20 protein-coding genes are annotated in these 20,511 nt (G+C 33.0%); 14 read left to right on the plus strand and 6 right to left on the minus strand.

What is annotated here, in order from left to right; translation table 11 throughout:
• The first annotated feature begins 27 nt into the window (after window positions 1–27).
• Window positions 28–711 carry a response regulator transcription factor gene (locus ACVC3Y_RS15965; protein ID WP_303420708.1) on the plus strand — a complete coding sequence of 228 codons (684 nt, stop codon included), beginning with the start codon at window positions 28–30 and terminating at the stop codon, window positions 709–711.
• Window positions 711–1,754 (plus strand): sensor histidine kinase, encoded by a 1,044-nt coding sequence (locus tag ACVC3Y_RS15970; protein WP_303420706.1) that lies wholly within the window; start codon window positions 711–713, stop codon window positions 1,752–1,754. Before ACVC3Y_RS15965 ends, ACVC3Y_RS15970 begins: the two co-directional genes overlap by 1 nt.
• On the opposite strand, the gene ACVC3Y_RS15975 is transcribed toward ACVC3Y_RS15970, so the two are convergent.
• Window positions 1,737–2,789 carry a glycosyltransferase gene (locus ACVC3Y_RS15975; protein ID WP_452227426.1) on the minus strand — a complete coding sequence of 351 codons (1,053 nt, stop codon included), beginning with the start codon at window positions 2,787–2,789 and terminating at the stop codon, window positions 1,737–1,739. The two genes, ACVC3Y_RS15970 and ACVC3Y_RS15975, sit on opposite strands and share 18 nt — an antisense overlap.
• Window positions 2,790–2,857: 68 nt before the next feature.
• Here ACVC3Y_RS15975 and trmB point away from each other — a divergent pair, with 68 nt between their 5' ends.
• The 7 genes from trmB to ACVC3Y_RS16010 all read left to right on the plus strand — a co-directional run bounded on the left by trmB (window position 2,858) and on the right by ACVC3Y_RS16010 (window position 7,823).
• Window positions 2,858–3,532 (plus strand): tRNA (guanosine(46)-N7)-methyltransferase TrmB, encoded by a 675-nt coding sequence (gene trmB, locus ACVC3Y_RS15980; RefSeq protein WP_452227427.1) that lies wholly within the window; start codon window positions 2,858–2,860, stop codon window positions 3,530–3,532.
• A 2-nt stretch (window positions 3,533–3,534) separates the two neighbouring features.
• A complete protein-coding gene (locus tag ACVC3Y_RS15985; RefSeq protein ID WP_452227428.1) occupies window positions 3,535–4,164 on the plus strand; it encodes a LysE family transporter in 630 nt (209 codons plus the stop codon).
• Window positions 4,164–4,493, plus strand: coding sequence for an MGMT family protein (locus ACVC3Y_RS15990; protein WP_303420698.1), 330 nt, complete (start codon window positions 4,164–4,166; stop codon window positions 4,491–4,493). The genes ACVC3Y_RS15985 and ACVC3Y_RS15990 overlap by 1 nt, the downstream gene beginning before the upstream one ends.
• A 230-nt stretch (window positions 4,494–4,723) precedes the next feature.
• Complete coding sequence (locus tag ACVC3Y_RS15995) at window positions 4,724–5,860, plus strand: Mrp/NBP35 family ATP-binding protein (RefSeq protein ID WP_452227429.1); 1,137 nt, start codon at window positions 4,724–4,726, stop codon at window positions 5,858–5,860.
• A 3-nt stretch (window positions 5,861–5,863) separates the two neighbouring features.
• Window positions 5,864–6,106 (plus strand): NifU family protein, encoded by a 243-nt coding sequence (locus tag ACVC3Y_RS16000; RefSeq protein ID WP_055442687.1) that lies wholly within the window; start codon window positions 5,864–5,866, stop codon window positions 6,104–6,106.
• A 236-nt stretch (window positions 6,107–6,342) separates the two neighbouring features.
• Window positions 6,343–7,404, plus strand: coding sequence for an NAD(P)/FAD-dependent oxidoreductase (locus ACVC3Y_RS16005; protein WP_303420691.1), 1,062 nt, complete (start codon window positions 6,343–6,345; stop codon window positions 7,402–7,404).
• A gap of 86 nt (window positions 7,405–7,490) precedes the next feature.
• Window positions 7,491–7,823: a 2Fe-2S iron-sulfur cluster-binding family protein gene (locus tag ACVC3Y_RS16010; RefSeq protein WP_303420689.1), complete on the plus strand. Its 333-nt coding sequence runs from the start codon at window positions 7,491–7,493 to the stop codon at window positions 7,821–7,823.
• 120 nt (window positions 7,824–7,943) lie between these two features.
• Here ACVC3Y_RS16010 and ACVC3Y_RS16015 read toward each other — a convergent pair whose 3' ends face one another.
• The 5 genes from ACVC3Y_RS16015 to ACVC3Y_RS16035 form a co-directional block, all read right to left on the minus strand.
• Window positions 7,944–8,843 (minus strand): metallophosphoesterase, encoded by a 900-nt coding sequence (locus ACVC3Y_RS16015; RefSeq protein WP_303420687.1) that lies wholly within the window; start codon window positions 8,841–8,843, stop codon window positions 7,944–7,946.
• Between the two features lie 114 nt (window positions 8,844–8,957).
• Window positions 8,958–10,136, minus strand: a complete 1,179-nt coding sequence (locus ACVC3Y_RS16020; RefSeq protein ID WP_452227430.1) for an acyl-CoA dehydrogenase family protein — start codon at window positions 10,134–10,136, stop codon at window positions 8,958–8,960.
• A gap of 112 nt (window positions 10,137–10,248) precedes the next feature.
• A complete protein-coding gene (locus ACVC3Y_RS16025) occupies window positions 10,249–10,962 on the minus strand; it encodes a tRNA1(Val) (adenine(37)-N6)-methyltransferase (RefSeq protein ID WP_452227431.1) in 714 nt (237 codons plus the stop codon).
• Window positions 10,963–10,998: 36 nt separating this feature from the next.
• The gene (gene rimM / locus ACVC3Y_RS16030) at window positions 10,999–11,529 is read right to left on the minus strand and encodes a ribosome maturation factor RimM (RefSeq protein ID WP_303420681.1); all 531 of its coding nucleotides are present in this window, start codon (window positions 11,527–11,529) and stop codon (window positions 10,999–11,001) included.
• A 145-nt stretch (window positions 11,530–11,674) separates the two neighbouring features.
• Window positions 11,675–12,181: a 30S ribosomal protein S16 gene (locus ACVC3Y_RS16035; protein ID WP_303420679.1), complete on the minus strand. Its 507-nt coding sequence runs from the start codon at window positions 12,179–12,181 to the stop codon at window positions 11,675–11,677.
• 135 nt (window positions 12,182–12,316) lie between these two features.
• On the opposite strand from ACVC3Y_RS16035, the gene ACVC3Y_RS16040 reads away from it, so the two are divergent.
• The 5 genes from ACVC3Y_RS16040 (at window position 12,317) to ACVC3Y_RS16060 (ending at window position 20,463) form a co-directional block, all read left to right on the plus strand.
• Complete coding sequence (locus tag ACVC3Y_RS16040; RefSeq protein ID WP_303420677.1) at window positions 12,317–13,186, plus strand: DUF6252 family protein; 870 nt, start codon at window positions 12,317–12,319, stop codon at window positions 13,184–13,186.
• Window positions 13,187–13,725: 539 nt separating this feature from the next.
• Window positions 13,726–14,178, plus strand: a complete 453-nt coding sequence (locus ACVC3Y_RS16045; RefSeq protein WP_303420675.1) for a ferritin-like domain-containing protein — start codon at window positions 13,726–13,728, stop codon at window positions 14,176–14,178.
• A 139-nt stretch (window positions 14,179–14,317) separates the two neighbouring features.
• The gene (dnaE, locus tag ACVC3Y_RS16050; protein ID WP_452227432.1) at window positions 14,318–18,703 is read left to right on the plus strand and encodes a DNA polymerase III subunit alpha; all 4,386 of its coding nucleotides are present in this window, start codon (window positions 14,318–14,320) and stop codon (window positions 18,701–18,703) included.
• A 238-nt stretch (window positions 18,704–18,941) separates the two neighbouring features.
• Window positions 18,942–19,259, plus strand: coding sequence for a thioredoxin (trxA, locus tag ACVC3Y_RS16055; protein ID WP_303420664.1), 318 nt, complete (start codon window positions 18,942–18,944; stop codon window positions 19,257–19,259).
• A 274-nt stretch (window positions 19,260–19,533) separates the two neighbouring features.
• On the plus strand, window positions 19,534–20,463 hold the full coding sequence (locus ACVC3Y_RS16060; protein ID WP_303420662.1) for a DUF58 domain-containing protein: 930 nt from the start codon (window positions 19,534–19,536) through the stop codon (window positions 20,461–20,463).
• The last annotated feature ends 48 nt before the right edge of the window (window positions 20,464–20,511 follow it).

The following is a 20,511-nucleotide window of genomic DNA, read 5'->3' on the forward strand; positions in this document are numbered from 1 at the left end:
TCTTTACATTAACTTTACTTTAAATAAATGAAGAAGAAAGACATTAAAATATTATTGGTTGATGATGAACCAGACATACTAGAAATAGTGCGCTATAACTTAACCTCTGAAGGGTATCAAGTTATAACAGCAGAGAACGGTTTACAAGCAGTTAAAAAGGCTAAGAAAGAAAAACCACAACTAATTATTTTAGATGTAATGATGCCAGAAATGGATGGTATTGAAGCATGTGAACAAATTAGAAAAATAGAAAGTTTAAATAATACCATTATAACTTTTTTAACTGCAAGAGGAGAAGATTATTCACAAGTTGCAGGGTTTGATGCTGGAGCCGATGATTATATAACAAAACCAATAAAGCCAAAAGTTCTGGTTAGCAAAGTTAAAGCATTATTAAGACGTTTTAAAGATGAAGATGCTAGTGAAAACATTGTTAAAATTGGAAATCTTGTTATTAATAGAGACGAATATAAAATTGAGCTTAAAGGAAAGGAAATCATTTTGCCAAGAAAAGAATTTGAATTATTATCTTTACTAGCATCTAAGCCTGGCAAAGTTTTTAAACGCGAAGATATTCTAGATAAAGTTTGGGGAAACGAAGTTGTTGTTGGAGGAAGAACCATAGATGTGCACATTAGAAAGCTTAGAGAGAAAATTGGCGATGATTATTTTAAAACCGTTAAAGGGGTAGGATATAAGTTTGTAGAATAATGCAAAGAAAATTAAAAAAAACATACAAGTTTGCTTTTAAAACAGCATTGTATATCACTTGTTTTTTAACGCTCTTAATGGGTGTTTTTTTATATAAATTTTATACTTTAGATTGGGTTCAAATTATATATATAGCATTAGCTTGTTATCTCTCTTCTTTTATAATTATTCAATATCGTGTAGAACAGTTTATATACAAACGTGTTAAAAAAGTATACGACGAGCTTACACTATTAGAATCTTCTACTTTAAAAAAAGAAAGAATTACTACAGACATGGCAACACTTACTAAGGAAATAGATAAGTATGCTAAAGATCGTAAGCTAGAAATAGAAATGCTTAAAGTACGTGAGGAATACAGAAAAGAATTTCTAGGAAATGTGTCGCACGAACTTAAAACCCCATTATTTACAGTACAAGGCTATATTCTTACTTTATTAGACGGCGCTGTAAAAGATAAAAATGTACGAGATAAATATTTAAGTAATGCAAATAAAGGTGTAGAAAGACTAATTTATATTGTGAGAGATTTAGATATGATTACCAAATTAGAAATAGGGGATTTAAGTTTAAATATAGAGGCTTTTGATATAGTTGAACTCGTGCAAAGTGTTTTTGAACTCTTTGAAATGAAAGCAACAAAAAAAAATATTACACTAACTTTCGATATCGATTACAAAGAACCCATAATGGTAAATGCTGATAAGGAACGTATACAGCAAGTACTAACGAATCTTGTTGTTAACTCTATTAAATACGGAAGACAGCAAGGAACAACGGAGGTTAGTATAGAAAACCTTATAAAAAATAAAGTTATTGTTCGAGTAACGGATAATGGAGAAGGCATTGAAAAAAAGCATATACCAAGATTATTTGAACGTTTTTATAGAGTAGATAAAAGTGGTTCCCGTAAAGAAGGAGGCTCTGGTTTAGGCTTGGCTATTGTTAAGCATATTATTGAAGCCCATGACGAGAAAATTTATATAGAAAGTGAATTTGAAGTTGGTAGCGAGTTTTCTTTTACCCTAGAAAAGTTCGAATAGTCGTTTGTAGTTTATTTCATAATCAAAATGCTTTAATCCAGAACTAGTATTTATATTTTCTAACTTTTTCAATGTAAATTTATCTTGTTTGCAACTTGGTACAATGCCTAAATCATCTAATCTTTTTGCTAAATATTCTTGTTCAAATTGTCCTGGTGTTGGTATAAAAAAAGCTTTCTTTTCTAACTTTGCTAAATCCATTATTGTGGTATACCCCGAACGCGATAACACCAATGCACTTTCATTTATAGTTTGTTCTAACAAATCACTTGTCATAAAATTATAAATAGTCATATGGTTTTTTTGTGTTTTTGATTGTACTTTTTCAATAACCCCTTTTACAAAAACAATAGTTCCTTTAAACCCATTTAACTCCTCCATAAGTTTTTCTTCTAATAAGGTTCGTTGTGGTTCTGGACCAGATAATAAGACTAATAAATCGATTGTAGTTTTTATTTCTTTTTTTTGAAATCGACTTAAAGGACCTATATACTTTGTTGGCAATTCAGGAATATAAACATGACTAAGTTTGCCACTTAAATTGGGGTCTCCTAAATTATCTGGAACCCAACAAATATCAAATTGCTTCATTATTTTTTGATGCATTTTAGTGCTCATCCACGTTGTGCTTCCACTTAAAACCTGTAATTGATGACTAATAAAAACACAAGGCACTTTTTTATTGTGTAAGCCAAGCCTGTTGTCACTAATAACGCCATTAATACGATATGTATCAATAATTGTTTTGATCGCTTTTTTTTCTGCTTTAATAGCTTTTAAAACTTTTGGGGAATCTTTTAATAGTTTCCACTTAAATAGTTTAGCATTTTTGGCATATTCAATATTGTAAGATGGTAATTCAAGACTTTCCAGATTTGGAAATTCTTTTTTTAGTAACTGCAAAGCGACACCATCGCTAGCTAGAATAACTTCAAAATTATTTTTCAATAGCGCACGAATAATTGGTATGCAGCGCGTTGCATGACCAAGTCCCCAATTTAAAGGTGCAACTAATATGCGTTTTTTATCTTTCATAAAAAACAAAGATAAGCATAATCATGACTCGTTATATTTCCTTAATTTTGCCAAAACATTAAATAATTGTGGGAAGTAAAAATAAATTAAAACGCTTTAAAGAAAACGAAACTTTTAAAAACGTTTTCGAACCAACTAGAGAAGCGTTAGTTGATGCAGAATATGAATTAAAAGGGAATTGGTGTTCTTCGTTTTTTAAAAATAACAATCCACTAGTTTTAGAACTAGGTTGTGGTAAAGGTGAGTATAGTGTTGCTCTAGCAAAAAAATATCCAAATAAGAATTTTATTGGTATTGATATAAAAGGAGCGCGTTTTTGGAGAGGAGCAAAAACTGCAATCGAAGAAAAGATACCAAACGTAGCTTTTATACGTACACAAATTGAATTGGTAGAACATGTTTTTGCAGAAAATGAAGTTGACGAAATCTGGATTACTTTTCCCGATCCGCAAATAAAATATAAACGTACCAAGCATCGAATGACGAATTCTACATTTTTGAAACGTTATAAAAACATTTTGAAAGCAGATGGAGTCATGAACCTCAAAACAGATAGTGAATTTATGCACGGGTATACTCTAGGGTTATTGCATGGTGAAGGTCATGAAGTGTTATATGCAAATCATAATGTCTATAAGCAAGAAGGAAGTCCTGAAGAAGTAACTAGTATTCAAACCTTTTATGAAAGTCAATATCTTAAAGAAGACAAAGCAATTACGTATATTCGCTTTAAAATAAAATAGTTTTGAATATAACCATTACCTTTATTTTAGGATTACTTGTGGCTTTGGTTGGTGTAATTCCACCAGGATTACTAAACATGACAGCTGCTAAAATTAGCCTAAAAGATGGGTATTCTAGAGGGATTACTTTTTCTATAGGTGCATGTGTAATTATTGTTTTTCAAACCTATATAGGGACTCTTTTTGCAAGATATTTAAGCAATCATCAAGATGTTGTAGATGTTTTACAACGTGTTGCTTTTGTTTTGTTTGTATTGATTACTATTTATTTTTTATTAGTAGCAAAAAAGGAAGCCAAGCCAAAAGCCGAATTAAAAGTGAAAAGTAAAAAAAGCAGGTTTTTTCAAGGAATACTACTATCTGCTTTAAACGTATTCCCTATTCCCTATTATGCCTATATGAGTATTACTTTAGCTTCTTTTGGGTGGATGGATTTTGAGAAAACCAGTATATTTTCTTATGTTGCTGGGGCTACATCTGGAAGTTTTGTAGCATTCTATTTTTATATTTTCTTTTTCGATAAAATAAAGAGTAAAACACTTACTTCGCAAAAAAGTATGAATTATCTTATTGGTACAGTAACAGGAATAATTTCTATTATTACGTTATTTCATATTCTTAAAGATATATAATGCAACAAAAAACGCTCAATTTTTTCGATAAGGTTTATGAAGTTGCTCGCTTAATACCATATGGTCGTGTTACAAGTTATGGAGCAATTGCCAAATATTTAGGCGCAGCAAAAAGCGCAAGAATGGTTGGTTATGCTATGAATGGATCTACCAGTAAAGACGTTCCAGCACATAGAGTTGTTAATCGAAAAGGATTGCTTACTGGTAAAATGCACTTTGATGGTACTAACCTCATGCAGCAGTTATTAGAAAACGAAGGTGTTGTAGTTGTTGAAAACCAAATTCAAAACTTTGAAACACTTTTTTGGGACCCTGTAAAGGAACTTTGATTTGTAAATTTTTAGTCCTAAAATACCTTGTTATTTCCTAATTGCAACAAAACGCACAAATAATCACCTCTTAGAAACTATAATTTTCATCAATAATACTATAAAAAACTTACAGCTTCAATCTTCTCACTTACAGCATTATTAATTATATTTGCTGTTTAGAATTAATCTTAATAGAATTTGAAAGTTTAGCCTGTGTTTTCAGACTATATTTTCAATAGATATAAAACATGAAACTCAACAAACAAGACATATTAAAAGCATTAGAAACCATTTCGGCTCCTGGGGAAGGACAAAATATGGTAGAAAGTGGTGCAGTAACTAACGTAATTACTTTTGGTGATGAGGTTGTTGTAGATATTACAATAACAAACCCAAGCTTACAAGCAAAAAAGAAGACAGAAGTTGAAATACTGCAAACCATTCATAAATTAGTGTATGAAAAAGCAAAAATAAAAGTAAATGTAAAAGTGGAAGCACCAACAAAATCTGCTCCTAATGTAATCAAAGGAAAATCCATTCCTGGTATTCAAAATATAGTTGCAGTAGCCTCAGGAAAAGGGGGAGTTGGTAAATCTACAGTTACAGCAAATTTAGCAGTAACCCTTGCTAAAATGGGCTTTAAAGTAGGAATATTAGACGCAGATATCTACGGTCCATCTATTCCAATTATGTTTGATGTAGTAAACGAAAAACCTCTAGCAGTTACTGTAGAAGGGAAATCTAAGATGAAACCTGTAGAAAATTACGGCGTAAAAGTTTTGTCTATTGGCTTTTTTACCAAACCAGACCAAGCAGTAGTTTGGCGTGGTCCAATGGCTGCAAAAGCATTAAATCAAATGATTTTTGATGCCGCTTGGGGAGAATTAGATTTTCTGCTTTTAGACTTACCTCCAGGAACAGGAGATATACATTTAAGCATTATGCAGTCGCTACCAATTACAGGAGCAGTTGTAGTTAGTACCCCACAAAATGTAGCTTTAGCAGATGCTAAAAAAGGAGTGGCAATGTTTCAACAAGAAAGCATTAATGTCCCTGTTTTAGGAATCATAGAAAATATGGCGTATTTTACACCAGCTGAATTACCAGAAAATAAATATTATATATTTGGTAAACAAGGAGCAAAAAATCTTGCCGAAGATTTACAAGTACCATTTTTAGGAGAATTACCTCTAGTGCAAAGTATTCGTGAAGCAGGAGATGTTGGTCGTCCAGCAGCATTACAAACTGCAACTAGTTTAGAGCAAGCATTCGAAAAAATAACACAAAATGTAGTGCAAGAAGTAGTGCGTAGAAATGACGATTTGCCTCCAACCGAAGCAGTTAAAATAACAACAATGGCTGGCTGTTCAGCAGTTAAAAAATAATAAATGACTACAGAAGAACTAAGATTAAATATAGAGAAAGCCTTAGATGAAATCCGTCCGTTTTTACAAAGTGATGGCGGCGACATTTCATTACTATCCATCGAAGATGACAAACTGGTAAAAGTACAATTACAAGGTGCTTGCGTAGGTTGTAGTGTCAATCAAATGACACTTAAGTCGGGTGTAGAAATGACTATAAAAAAGTATGCACCACAAATAGAGCAGGTTATTAATATCGAAGCTTAGTTGGGCGTGACCACAAGGGTCAGGCTTTCACTACTCGCTCTCTGCGAGGAGCTCAAACAAGCCGTTCCATCCTTCACGCAAACTGATAAAAGTCATAAAATTTTGTAATCCTATTGCATAATTTTGACAGATAAAATAGAGTGAAACTTAACCTACATCGTTTTTCTAATCTTGTAGGTTTTATACTAAAAAATGGAGGTAGTATTACTTAAAATTCTAGCCTTCGCAGGAATGAAATGATTAAAACAGATATACTAATAATAGGAGCAGGGCCAACAGGATTGTTTGCCGTTTTTGAAGCAGGATTATTAAAATTGAAATGCCATTTAATAGATGCATTACCACAACAAGGTGGACAGTGTTCGGAGTTATACCCTAAAAAACCTATTTACGATATTCCTGCATATCCAGAAATTCTTGCTGGAGATTTAACACATAAGTTAATGGAGCAATGCAAACAATTCGAACCAGGATTTACACTAGGCGAACGTGCAGAAACCATAGACAAACAAGAAGATGGCACCTTTATTGTAACTACCAATAAAGGTACAAAACACCAAGCCCCAGTAGTTGCAATTGCTGGTGGATTAGGAAGTTTTGAGCCTAGAAAACCTTTAATCCATAACATCGCAGACTTTGAAGATAAAGGTGTTGAGTATATGATAAAAGAACCAGAATTTTATCGCGATAAAAAAGTGGTTATTGCGGGTGGAGGAGATTCTGCCTTAGATTGGAGTATCTTTTTAAGTGATATTGCAAGTTCGGTAACTTTAATACATAGAAGAAATGAATTTCGAGGTCATTTAGATTCTGTAGAAAAAGTACAAGAACTTAAAACAGCAGGTAAAATAAACCTAATTACTCCTGCAGAAGTTGTTGGTATTTTAGGAGATAAAAAATTAAAAGGAATTGTTGTAAAACAAGCAGAACACATAGAAAAAGAGTTCGAGTTAGAATGTGATCATTTTATTCCGCTTTTCGGACTTTCACCAAAGTTAGGACCAATTGCAAATTGGGGATTAGAAATAGAAAAAAATGCCATTAAAGTAAATAACGCATTAGACTATCAAACTAATATACCTGGAATTTATGCTATTGGAGATGTAAATACCTATCCTGGGAAATTAAAATTAATTCTTTGCGGATTTCATGAAGCGACACTTATGTGCCAATCTGCCTACCAAATTATAAATCCTGGTAAACGATTTGTACTAAAATACACAACCGTTAGTGGAGTAAATGGATTTGATGGAACAAGAAAAGAAGCGCCAAAAGCAGTAGTAAAAAAAATAGAATAAGTATGTAGTCTCACTAAGCAGTTTTAATAAACTCAGAGAGTCTCGTCTAAAAATTAAAAAGATTCCCGCTTCCGCGGAAACTAAAGATGGAACAAGACATAAATATAAAAATAACAGATAGAGATGGTGTAACACATGCTATTGTAGCTCCAACAGATATGGCTATGAATCTAATGGAAGTAGTTCGTTCTTACGAACTTGCTCCAGAAGGAACCATTGGAATATGTGGAGGCATGGCAATGTGTGCTTCCTGTCAATGTTATGTGTTAAGCAATACAGAATTACCAGAAATGCAAGATGATGAAGAGGCCATGTTAAGTGAAGCATTCGATGTTAAAGAGAACTCTAGATTAGGTTGCCAGATTCAAATGACTCCAGCAATGGAAGGTCTTGAAGTAGAACTTGCTCCTGAAAGTTAAGGGTTGCGTTAAGGATTGAAATGGCATCCTTTTTTATCTAGTTGCACGCAGTGAAACGTATAAGGTAAAAAAGATATAATGAAAAGCCTGACCTTTTTTTAAAGGTAACGCCCAAATAATTCAATTCGTTTTATAGTCTATTAGCTTTTTTGGTCCTTCTAATAATACACGTACAATTTTTAGTGTACCATCTTCTGTTGTAGCAATTTGCCATTTTATTAATGCGATTTCGCCATTTTCAATTTCAATTCCTGTAATACTTCTTGGGTGTACACAGCTTCCATCATTAAAAAAGGCAATATCTCCAGGTTCTGGAAAACGAGGCCTGTGTGTATGTCCAACTATAGTAATTAAGTTGTTGTTATCGGTAATCCATTTTTTTGTTCTGCGTTCTACTTTAATAAGCTCTTTATAGTTTTTTGCAGGACTTGTAGGGTCTGCAATTCCCATGACATTTAAAGGTTTCCAAAGTGCTCTAACTAAAAAACGACTCCATTTCCAAAAGGTATAATTCCACCAATCTGCTTGATGTCCATGCGTTAAAAAAACTTCTTGTTGCGTTTTTGTATGTTTTAATATAATACCTTCATAGTATTTAATATCTTTAAAAAGCTCTACATCTTCACCAATTTTAGGGTCAAAATAAGTCGATAAATTTCTTTTTACATATTCCGGATCACGATACACCATATCATGATTTCCCCAAATCATATGTAATCTGTTTTGCTCATGAAATAGTTTCATGAGTAGATATACATTTTTATGAGCTTCTAAGATTGGTGTGAACGATAAGTTTTCCCATAGTTCATCTCCATCTCCAATTTCAGCATAGCTATATCCTTCTGCATAATAATGCTTCAATGCGTGAAAATAAATATTTCTATTGTTTGCAAAATCATCAGCAAAACTATTATCTCCACGATGGCAATCACTAAAAAGAATAAATTTTGAATCGTTATCAAAATCTAAAATTTTTGCTTCATTATACGCTTTATCTAATCGTTTTTTTGCTGAAAACATATAGTAAATGTAACTAAAAAATGTCATTCTGAGTGTAATGAAGAATCTGAAGAAGATTTTCAACTACGCTCAAAATGACATAATATTTAAGATTATAAAATATTGTTAAGTGGCTTATTTAAAAGCATTTAATCCTGTAATGTCTAGTCCTGTAATCAATAAGTGAATATCGTGAGTACCTTCATAAGTAATTACACTTTCTAGGTTCATAGAATGTCTCATTATAGAATATTCTCCAGAAATTCCCATTCCCCCAAGCATTTGCCTAGCTTCACGAGCAATATTAATTGCCATTTCTACATTGTTTCTTTTTGCCATCGAAATTTGCGCTGAGGTAGCTGTACCGTTTTCACGCATCACACCAAGTCGCCAAGCTAATAATTGTGCTTTGGTGATTTCTGTAATCATCTCAGCTAATTTCTTTTGTTGTAATTGAAATTGCCCTATAGGTTTTCCAAATTGCATACGTTCTTTACTGTAACGTAATGCCGTATCGTAGCAATCCATTGCAGCTCCAATTGCTCCCCAAGCAATACCAAAACGAGCAGAATCTAAACATCCTAAAGGAGCACCAAGACCTGATTTATTTGGTAATAAGTTTTCTTTTGGCACTTTCACATTATCAAAAATTAGCTCACCAGTAGCAGATGCTCTAAGGGACCATTTATTGTGTGTTTCTGGAGTAGTAAATCCTTTCATGCCACGTTCAACAACGAGACCATGAATTCTTCCTTCTTCATTTTTTGCCCAAACCACAGCGATATTGCAAAAAGGTGCATTAGAAATCCACATTTTTGCACCATTTAAAAGGTAATGGTCTCCCATATCTTTAAAATTGGTAACCATTCCTCCAGGGTTACTTCCATGATCTGGTTCTGTAAGCCCAAAAGAACCTATCCATTCGCCAGAGGCTAATTTAGGTAAGTATTTGTTGCGTTGTTCTTCGTTTCCGTATTTCCAAATTGGGTACATTACTAAAGACGATTGTACAGAGGCTGTACTTCGAACTCCAGAGTCTCCACGTTCAATTTCTTGCATGATTAAACCATAAGAAATTTGGTCTAATCCAGCTCCTCCATATTCTTCTGGAATGTATGGTCCAAAAGCGCCAATTTCAGCCAAACCCTTTACAATTTGTGTTGGGAATTCTGCTTTTTGTGCATAGTCTTCAATAATAGGAGAAACATCACGTTTCACCCATTCTCTTGCTGCATCACGAACCAATTTGTGTTCTTCGGTTAGTAATTCATCAAGGTTATAATAATCTGGTGCTTCGAATAAATCGGCTTTCATTCTAATTATGATATTTAATGCTTCTATTTTTTACGAATTCATTAAAATAGAAGGCGTTATTTTATACGTTTAACAAAAGTAACGAAATCGTTTTCATTGTCAAATTTAAATATCACATTTTAAGATAAAAATCTTTCGTTAAATTTATGTAGTCTTCTGTGTATTGGTGTCTTGCAGTTTCTATAATTAGTTCCTCTTTTTGTATTTCGCTTTCGCGGAAGGAAAATTCTAAAAGACTTCTTTTTATTTCTGAAGATGGACTTCCTTTAACATGCAAAATTCTATTAGGAAATAACTTTACTTTTGATGCTAAGTCTATGAGATTAGTTTCTTCTTTAAACGGAATAACTACTGAGAAAATGCCATCTTCTACTAGTAAAGATGCAACACTTTCTATTAAATGCGAAAAAGGCATCGCATCTTGAAACCTTGCTAAATCGCGTGATGTATTTGCCGTTTTAAAGTCTTCCGAATAAAAAGGAGGATTCGATATAATTAAATCGTATTTGTCTTCTATTTCTTCTTTGAACTCTTCTAAAGCTGCGTGATAGCAAAAAAGTCTGTCTGCCCAAGGCGCATTTTCAAAATTATCTACACATTGCTCATAAGCATTTTCATCAATTTCCATAGCATCTATCACTTCTGCTGAAGATCGTTGGGCTAACATAAGGGATAAAATACCAGTTCCTGCACCAATATCTAGCGTTGCAAAAGGGTTTTGTTTTACAGAAGTCCAAGCGCCAAGTATAACTGCATCTGTGCCAACTTTCATAGCACATTGGTCTTGACGTACCTGAAATTCTTTGAATTTAAATGGTTTGTTCATAAGAGTAAGAGTCTTTCCTATTTAATAAGGATTTACTTATTCCTCTAAATATAAGTCAATCAATCCTTCTGGAGTATCCACAAGAATAACTTTATTTTCTTTATCTACTTTTTTAATAAAGTGATCGTTCATTGGTATTAATATTTCAATACCGTCTCGGTCTATTTCAAAAAGAGCTTGTGCAGTTGTATCGTTAACTCCTGTGATAATTCCTACGTCTCCAAAGTTTACATCTTTTACGGTAAAGCCAGTGATTTCGTGAAAGTAAAATTTATCATCTTCCAGTTTTGGCAAAAATTCTAAAGGTAGATATAGCTCATTTTTTAAAATGGCATCCGCATCTTCATCTGTATCTACATCTTCAAACTTAATACGTAATAGTTCCGATTTGTGTAACTGAGCTTTTTCAATAAAAAAAGGAACAAGATTGCCTCTTAAATCTACAAAAACGGACTCTAAACCATCATATATTTCTGGTTCGTCTGTATCTAGTTTTACTAGAACCTCTCCTTTAAAACTGTATTTTTTAACAATCTTTCCTAAATAAAAACAATCTTCTTTTTTCATCGAAAAATCTATTTTTTGTGAGATAACAGGAATATCTCTATAGTTATACTAAGTTTCTGCTTTGCAACGGATTTTTATAATATTATTTCATAAAAAAACTCCAATACAAGTAGTATTGGAGTTTAAAAGTATAAAAAAATATTTTTTATTCTTCTTCGTTAGATGCTTCTTCTGCAGGAGCATCTTCTGTAGTTTCTTCTACAACTGGAGCTGCAGCTGCAATTCTAGCTTCGTTTGCTGCTTTTTCAGCTTCAAAAGCTTTTGCTTTTGCTTCTGCTTCCGCTTTAGCTAAACCATCTGTTTTGTTTCCAATTTTACTTGCTTTTTCTTCTAACCAAGCAGTAAATTTAGCTTCTGCTTGTTCTTCTGTTAAAGCACCTTTAGTTACTCCACCTTTTAAATGTTTTTTTAACAAAACACCTTTGTAAGATAAAATAGCTTTTGCTGTATCTGTTGGTTGTGCACCATTTTCTAACCATGTTACAGCTCCATCAACATTTAATTCAATGGTTGCTGGGTTAGTGTTTGGATTGTAAGCACCTAATTTTTCTAGGTATTTACCATCTCTTTTCGCGCGAGCATCTGCTGCTACGATCCAGTAATAAGGTTTTCCTTTTTTACCGTGTCTTTGTAATCTAATTTTTACAGGCATAATAATTAATTCATTGAGGTTCTCGACCTCTGGTTATTAATAAGTGTGCAAAGATACTATAAATTATTTATATTCAACTTTTATTATTAATCATTTTTTTATGCTATTTTTAGGCTCTCAAATTATATAAAAATTATGAAAAAGATATTTGTGTTTATTTTTTCAGCTTTCTTAGTATTAAGTTGTGGTGAAGATATACAGTTTAATACACCCGCTATTCAAGCAGAAAAGGATGGGAGTTCATGGCGAGCTGAAGCTTTTGAAGCTGATATTGATTTTGGTGCAATTGTAGTTCGTGGTCGAAGAGGCTCAGAATCCATATGGTTATTGCCAGATAATGATAATCGAGATACTTACGTGTTAGGAGAAAATAATATTAGTGAAGCAAGATATGTAAATGCTCAAGGTGTAGTTTTTTCAACAAAATATGCGCCAGACCCAAGTGTTCAAATTTACCCAGCCGATGGACAAATTGTTATAGAAAGTTTTGATACTGTAGATGGTAGTAATGCAGTAACTGGAACATTCTGGTTTAATGCTTTTACTGAAGATGGATTACAAAAGGTTAATTTTAGTCAAGGTGTTTTTTATAGGGTTGTTTTATCAGGAGGTCTTAATGCAGGTACTATAGTTTCTTGTGATGAAGCTGTTACTGCTACAACAGCTGCTTTAGCGGTTTACGAAGCTGTAGATAATATGAGTTCTAGTTTTCCGCCTGCTTGTAATGCATATAAGGCAGCATTAATGCAACAAATTACTAGTTGTGGTGATGATACAAATACATTACAAAATATTATTGATGGTCTAGATTGTGTTCTTCCTTGTGATGTTGCTACTGCTAATACGGATGCAGCTTTAGTTGTTTATGACAATACAGATGCATCAAGCACAGCGTATCCTGATGTATGTAATGAATATAAATTAACATTAGAGCAGCAGATTGAAAGTTGTGGAGATACTACTGGTGATTTACAAGTTTTAATTGATGGTTTAGATTGTAACTAAGAATAGTATTTCTATTCGTGGATAGGTTTAATGAAGTTCTTTAAAATGGATATTCTTACTATATAATTTGCTAAATACATTAGGACAACAAATAGAAAATTGTGGAGATGCTAGTAATGCACTACTAGATATTATTTATGGTTTGGACTGTCTAAAAGTAGTAATAGTTCCTGTAGAATGTTAAACTTGTTTCATTACTTCATTTTTAGATACCGAATGTTGAGATGATTGTTATGTAATAAACAATGAACGTCTCGATCACTTGAGCTTCGGTTACTAATTTAGATTTAACAGTAGTTTCTTTTGAAGAGTATATTCCAGGCCTGGAAGCAGCAGTGTATTCTAGTAATCAAAAGATCGAAAACAAAAAAAGAGTAGCCAATTGGTTGCTCTTTTTTTTGTTAAATACTCTTAAATTTCTCATAAACACTGTTAAACCACTTGACATAAGTGTTAGTTTGTGTTATGTTGTTATTGCAGATGTGAAACAATACGCATCTATAAATAAAGCTATTGGAATTTAAAATGTAAAAGATATAATGAAGTTCACAGAAAAAATTTCAAACCAATTAAATGAGTTATTAGTAAAAAATTATGATGCCGAAAAAGGGTATTTAAATGCTATTGATAATGTAGAGGACGCTAATTTAAAAATGTTCTTCAAGCGAAGAGCTTCCGAGCGAAGTGATTTTGCTAAAGAATTAAGAACCGAAATTCAGCTTTATGGAGAAGTTCCAGAAAACTCAGGTAGTTTTAAAGGAACGATGCATAGAAACTGGATGACTTTAAAGGCTACATTGACTTCAAACAATGAAGAAGCAATTTTAGAAGAAGCCTTACGTGGAGAAAAAGCAAGTTTAGATGAATATAATGAAATCATTAATTCAGATATGGTATTTCCACCATCTATTGATACTTTATTGAATAAGCAAAAAGATGCTATACAATCTGCAATAAATACAGTTAAAGTACAAGAGGAATTAGTGTCTTAAAAGTATAATACATATAAATGAAAAAGCACAACCAATAGGTTGTGCTTTTTTTGTTTAAAACTGTTTATAACTTTCCCATATATAAAGGCCATTTTTTCTTAATTTTATCGTTCTCTTTTATTCTTAAGAAAACACCTTTATGTACTTAATTTTTGATACAGAAACTACCGGTTTGCCAAAACGTTGGGATGCTCCAATTACCGATACCGATAATTGGCCTCGATGTATACAAATAGCATGGCAATTACACGATGCTATGGGGAACTGTATCGAAAGTCAAGATTATTTAGTGCAGCCAGAAGGGTTTAATATACCTTATGATGCAGAGAAAATTCATGGTATTTCAACAGAATTAGCCCAAGAACAAGGTGTGCCTTTAGCTGAGGTGCTAGAGAAATTTAATGAAGCTTTAGGTAAAACCAAGTTTGTAGTTGGACAGAATGTAAAGTTTGACCTGAATATTATGGGAGCCGAATTTGTTCGTGGAGACGTAGCAAATCCATTACAAGAACTTCCTGTTTTAGATACTTGTACCGAACATACTGCTAGTTTATGTCAGCTTCCTGGTGGTAGATATGGTAAATTTAAACTGCCAACCTTAACCGAGTTACATCAGTTTTTATTTGATGCTCCTTTTGGAGAAGCGCATAATGCAACTGCAGATGTTGAGGCAACTACGCGTTGTTTTTTCGAGTTAATTCGTAGAGAAGAATATACACATGAACAGTTAGATGTTCCGGAGGATTATTTTCAAAAATTTACACAAGAGAATCCACAAACCATTGCTTTAATTGGTTTAAAACATATTAATCTTAAAAGCGAAAGCGCTAAGATTAATGAACGATTACAAAAAGCACAAGCTAGTGATATTTCTTCGCAAGAAATAAAGGAAAATATTGAAAGTCTTGAGGCTGTAGATTTTGTGCATTTACATAATCATTCCCAATTTTCGGTATTACAATCTACAATTAGTGTCCCAAATTTAGTAGCATCTGCAGCAGAATACAATATGACTGCAGTGGCGCTTACAGATCATGCCAATATGATGGGAGCTTTTCATTTTGTAAAAGCAGTAAATAATCATAATAAAAGTGTAAAAGCTAAGAATGAAGAAGCTTTAGAGCGAGGCGACACAGCCTCATTAAACGAAATGAAACCAATTATTGGTTGCGAGTTTTTTGTGTGCGAAAACCATTTAGATAAAACAAGAAAAGATAATGGCTATCAAATTGTACTAATAGCGAAGAATAAAAACGGCTACCATAATTTGGCTAAATTATCTTCACATGCTTTTGTTAATGGCTTTTATTATTTGCCTAGAATCGATAAAAAACTAATTCAAGAATATAAAGAAGACCTAATTTGTTTAACAGGAAACCTTTATGGTGAAGTACCAAGTAAGGTTTTAAATGTAGGAGAAAACCAAGCAGAAGAATCGCTTTTATGGTGGAAAGAACAATTTGGTGATGACTTGTATGTGGAGCTTATGCGACATAATCAAGAAGATGAAAACCGTGTAAATCCTGTGTTAATAGAGTTGTCTAAAAGACACAATATTAAGTTGGTAGCGACGAATAATACTTATTACTGCAAGAAAAAAGATGCAAACGCGCACGATATTTTATTATGTGTAAAAGATGGAGAAAAACAAGCGACTCCAATAGGAAGAGGTAGGGGTTACCGATATGGTTTGCCAAATCAGGAGTACTATTTTAAGTCTCCAGACGAAATGAAAGCCTTGTTCAAAGATGTTCCTGAAGCTATTTCCAATATTCAAGAAGTTGTAGATAAAATAGAACCTTTTCAATTGGCTCGTGATGTATTGTTACCAGCATTTGATATACCAGAAGAATTTGTTTTCGAAGAAGACAAAAAAGATAATGGAAAACGTGGGGAAAATAAATTTCTTAGGCATTTAGTTTACGAAGGAGCCAAAGAACGTTATGGAGAAGAACTATCGGAAGAAGTAGTAGAGCGTTTAGATTTTGAGCTAAGCGTTATTGAAAAAACAGGATATCCTGGTTATTTCCTTATTGTAGAAGATTTCATTCGTGAAGCTCGAAATATGGATGTATCTGTTGGTCCTGGTCGAGGTTCGGCAGCAGGTTCTGTAGCAGCATATTGTTTAAAGATTACCAATATCGATCCTTTAAAATACAATCTGCTTTTTGAGCGTTTTTTAAATCCGGATCGTGTGAGTATGCCAGATATTGATATCGATTTTGATGATGAAGGCCGTGGTCGCGTCATGGAATATGTAATCGATAAATATGGAAGCAATCAAGTAGCACAAATTATCACCTATGGTACCATGGCTGCAAAGTCATCTATTCGTGATACTGCACGTGTTCTTGATTTACCGTTATTTGATGCAGATAGAATTGCTAAGCTAATTCCAAACATGTCGAAACTGAACAAGATTTTTGGTTTAGACGAAAAAGAATTAAGTAAAAAGTTTAGAGCAGAAGATTTAGAAAAAGTTAATGAACTTTTAAATATTTCAGATGGTGAAGATTTACCAGCAGAAACTGTAAATTTAGCAAGAACATTAGAAGGTTCTGTTCGTAATACAGGAATTCACGCCTGTGGTGTCATTATTACTCCAGATGATATTACCAAATTCGTTCCCGTTTCTGTAGCAAAAGATTCTGGTTTATATGTTACCCAATTTGATAACTCAGTTGTAGAAGATGCTGGATTATTAAAAATGGATTTCTTAGGATTAAAGACCTTAACGCTTATAAAAGATACTGTAAAAATTGTAAAGGCAAAGCATGATATTCTTTTAGATCCAGATAGTTTTCCGCTAGACGATGAAAAAACCTACGAGCTTTTCCAAAGAGGGGAAACTGTAGGAGTCTTTCAATATGAATCTCCAGGAATGCAAAAACACCTTAAAGATTTAAAACCTACCGTTTTTGAAGATTTAATTGCCATGAATGCACTCTATCGTCCAGGACCTATGGAGTATATTCCAAGTTTTGTTAGAAGAAAACATGGTGACGAAGAAATAGAATATGACCTTCCAGCAATGGAAGAATACCTAAAAGAAACCTACGGAATTACAGTATATCAAGAGCAAGTAATGTTGCTTTCGCAAAAGCTTGCAGATTTTACTAAGGGGGAAGCCGATGTACTGCGTAAGGCAATGGGTAAAAAGCAAATTGCGGTTCTAGATAAAATGAAACCGAAATTTATAGAACAAGCAAGTGCAAAAGGGCATGATGCTAAAGTTTTAGAAAAAGTATGGAAAGACTGGGAAGCCTTTGCGAGTTATGCTTTTAATAAATCACATTCTACATGCTATGCTTGGATTGCTTACCAAACCGCATATTTAAAAGCGCATTACCCTGCCGAATATATGGCAGCTGTTCTTTCTAATAACATGAACGATATAAAATCGGTTACCTTCTTTATGGATGAATGTAAGCGAATGAAACTAAAAGTTCTAGGCCCAGATGTAAATGAAAGTTATTACAAGTTTTCTGTTAATCAGGATTATGCAGTGCGTTTTGGTATGGGAGCTATTAAAGGAGTAGGACACGGAGCAGTAAAAACCATTATAGAACACAGAAAAGATGCACCTTATAAATCTATTTTCGATTTAGCAAAACGAATTGATTTGCGAGCAGCAAATAAAAGAGCCTTCGAAAATCTTGCACTTGCAGGTGGATTTGATGGCTTTGGTGATACTCACAGAGCACAATATTTTCATGATGAAGGCGACGGCGTAACCTTTTTAGAGAAAGCAGTAAAATATGGTGCAAAACACCAAGAAAATGAAAATTCTGCACAAGTAAGTTTGTTTGGTGCTGCTAGTGATGTGCAAATAGCAGAACCAGTTGTTCCTCCTTGTGAAGAATGGGGAACCATGGAAAAACTTGCACAAGAAAGAGAAGTGGTTGGTGTTTATATTTCTGGTCATCCTTTAGACGATTTTAAAACCGAAATGAAAACGTTTTGCAACGCCAATTTAGCTTTGTTTAATGATTTAAACACCTATGTAAATAGAGAGCTTACATTTGGAGGTGTAGTAACAGATGTGCAACATCGAGTAAGTAAACAAGGTAAAGGTTGGGCAATGTTTACTATGGAAGACTATACCGATAGTTTTGAATTTCGAATATTTGGCGAAGAATATTTAAAATTTAGACATTTTTTAATGAAAAACAATTTTGTGTACACCAAGATTTTTATTCGTGAAGGTTGGGTGAATAAAGATACCGGAAAAAAGAGTGATCCTAGAATGCAATTTAATAGTTTTCAATTGCTACATGATGTTATGGATACCTACGCTAAAAAATTATCTATACAGTTAAATATTAAAGAGATTGAAACAGAAAAAATTCAATTTTTGAAGCAATTATTTAATATGCATCCAGGAAATCAAGCTTTAAATTTTGTAGTTTATGATAATGCTGAACAAATAAAACTACCAATGATAAGTAGAAAACAAAAAATAAAAGTAAGCCAAGAATTATTGGGCGAATTAGACAATAATCAGGTTTTTTATAAGCTAAATTAGGGTTGTTAAGATGCTTATTATTGTTTGGTGCGCAAAGGATTGATACGGCATCCTTTTTTGCCAAGAAAAGCAAAAAAGATATAGAGGAAAGCCTGGTTTATGCGCCCAAATAAAAAGTAATATAGACTAAAACAATAGACTAATAAACAGAACAAATTGTTAGTTTGTAAGCTTTGGCAAAATTTTTGACTAATATTGCATATTAACAAGAAGTAAAATTCAATTAAAACATAAAATTATGGCATTAGAAATCACAGATGCAAACTTTGAAGAAACAGTATTAAAAAGTGACAAACCAGTAATGGTTGACTTTTGGGCAGCTTGGTGTGGACCATGTAGAATGGTTGGACCAATCATTGATGAAATTAGTACAGAATACGAAGGTAAAGCAGTAGTTGGTAAGGTAGATGTAGATGCAAACCAAGAATTTGCAGCAAAATATGGCGTACGTAACATACCAACAGTTTTAGTTTTTCAAAACGGTGAAGTTGTAGGTCGTCAAGTAGGAGTGTCTCCTAAAGCTGTGTATTCGGAAGCAATAGACAAGCTTTTATAAAATAAAACGTAAAAGAAAAGATAAAAGGTTTGCTGTAATGGCAAACCTTTTTTAGTTTAGAGCTGTTATAATTTGTGCGTTTTTTTGCTTTTCAAAAATAAAGCAAAACAAAACAAAACCAGACTAGGGTTTACCCTGAGCGGATTCGAATGGACTGATTTTTGCTTTTAAAGACAAGAAAAGATTTTTCTACCATCCATAACGCGCTTAAAAAAACATATTAATTAATATAATTTCCCCTTTTGGGAAGATGTAGCGAGCGACAGATAGACTTATGAATTTAAGAGACGAACTAAACAAAACGGGAGGTTTTAAAAACCTAGAATTACTTGCTAAGCAAGTAGTAGAAGGTTTTATTTCTGGGATGCATAAAAGTCCGTTTCATGGTTTTTCGGCAGAATTTGCAGAACATAAAATTTACAATCCAGGTGAAAGCACCAGGCATATAGATTGGAAATTATTTGCGAAAACAGACAAATTATACACCAAACGATACGATGACGAAACCAATTTACGCTGTCATATTATTGTAGATAATAGTAGCTCGATGCATTATCCAGAGATGCAAAATTTCTCAATAGATCATTTAAATAAAGTTGCTTTTTCTGCATTAGCCGCTGCGTCTTTAATGCACATGTTAAAAAAACAACGCGATGCCGTAGGGTTAAGCATCTATAGTGATGCTTACAATTTTTATGCACCAGAAAAAGGAAGCGAACGCCATCACCAAATGTTGCTCCATCAATTAAGTGACACAGTAGTTGCTAAAACGTTAAATAGAAAAACAGAAACCTATAATTATTTACACCTTATTGCTGAAAAAATTCATAGACGATCATTGATATTTCTGTTTACAGATATGTTTCAAACTAGCGAAGATGAAGTTAAACTATTTGAAGCACTACGACATTTAAAACATAATAAACATGAAGTAGTGCTATTTCATGTATTCGATAAAAGCAAAGAATTAACCTTCGATTTTGATAATAAACCAAAACGGTTTATAGATGTAGAAACTGGAGAGTATATTAATTTGTATTCTGAAACCGTAAAAGAGAATTATGAAAAAGCAGTTTCAACATATTTTGAAGAATTACGATTAAAATGTGGGCAATACAGAATAAAATACGTCGAGGCTGATATAAATAAAAATTTCGATAATATACTGACAACCTATATGGTAGAGCGCAGAAATTTTGTTTAAGTAATTTTTTTTAAAAAAAACTTAAAAAAACATTTGGGATATTAAATA

The organism is Lacinutrix cladophorae, from assembly GCF_053604645.1.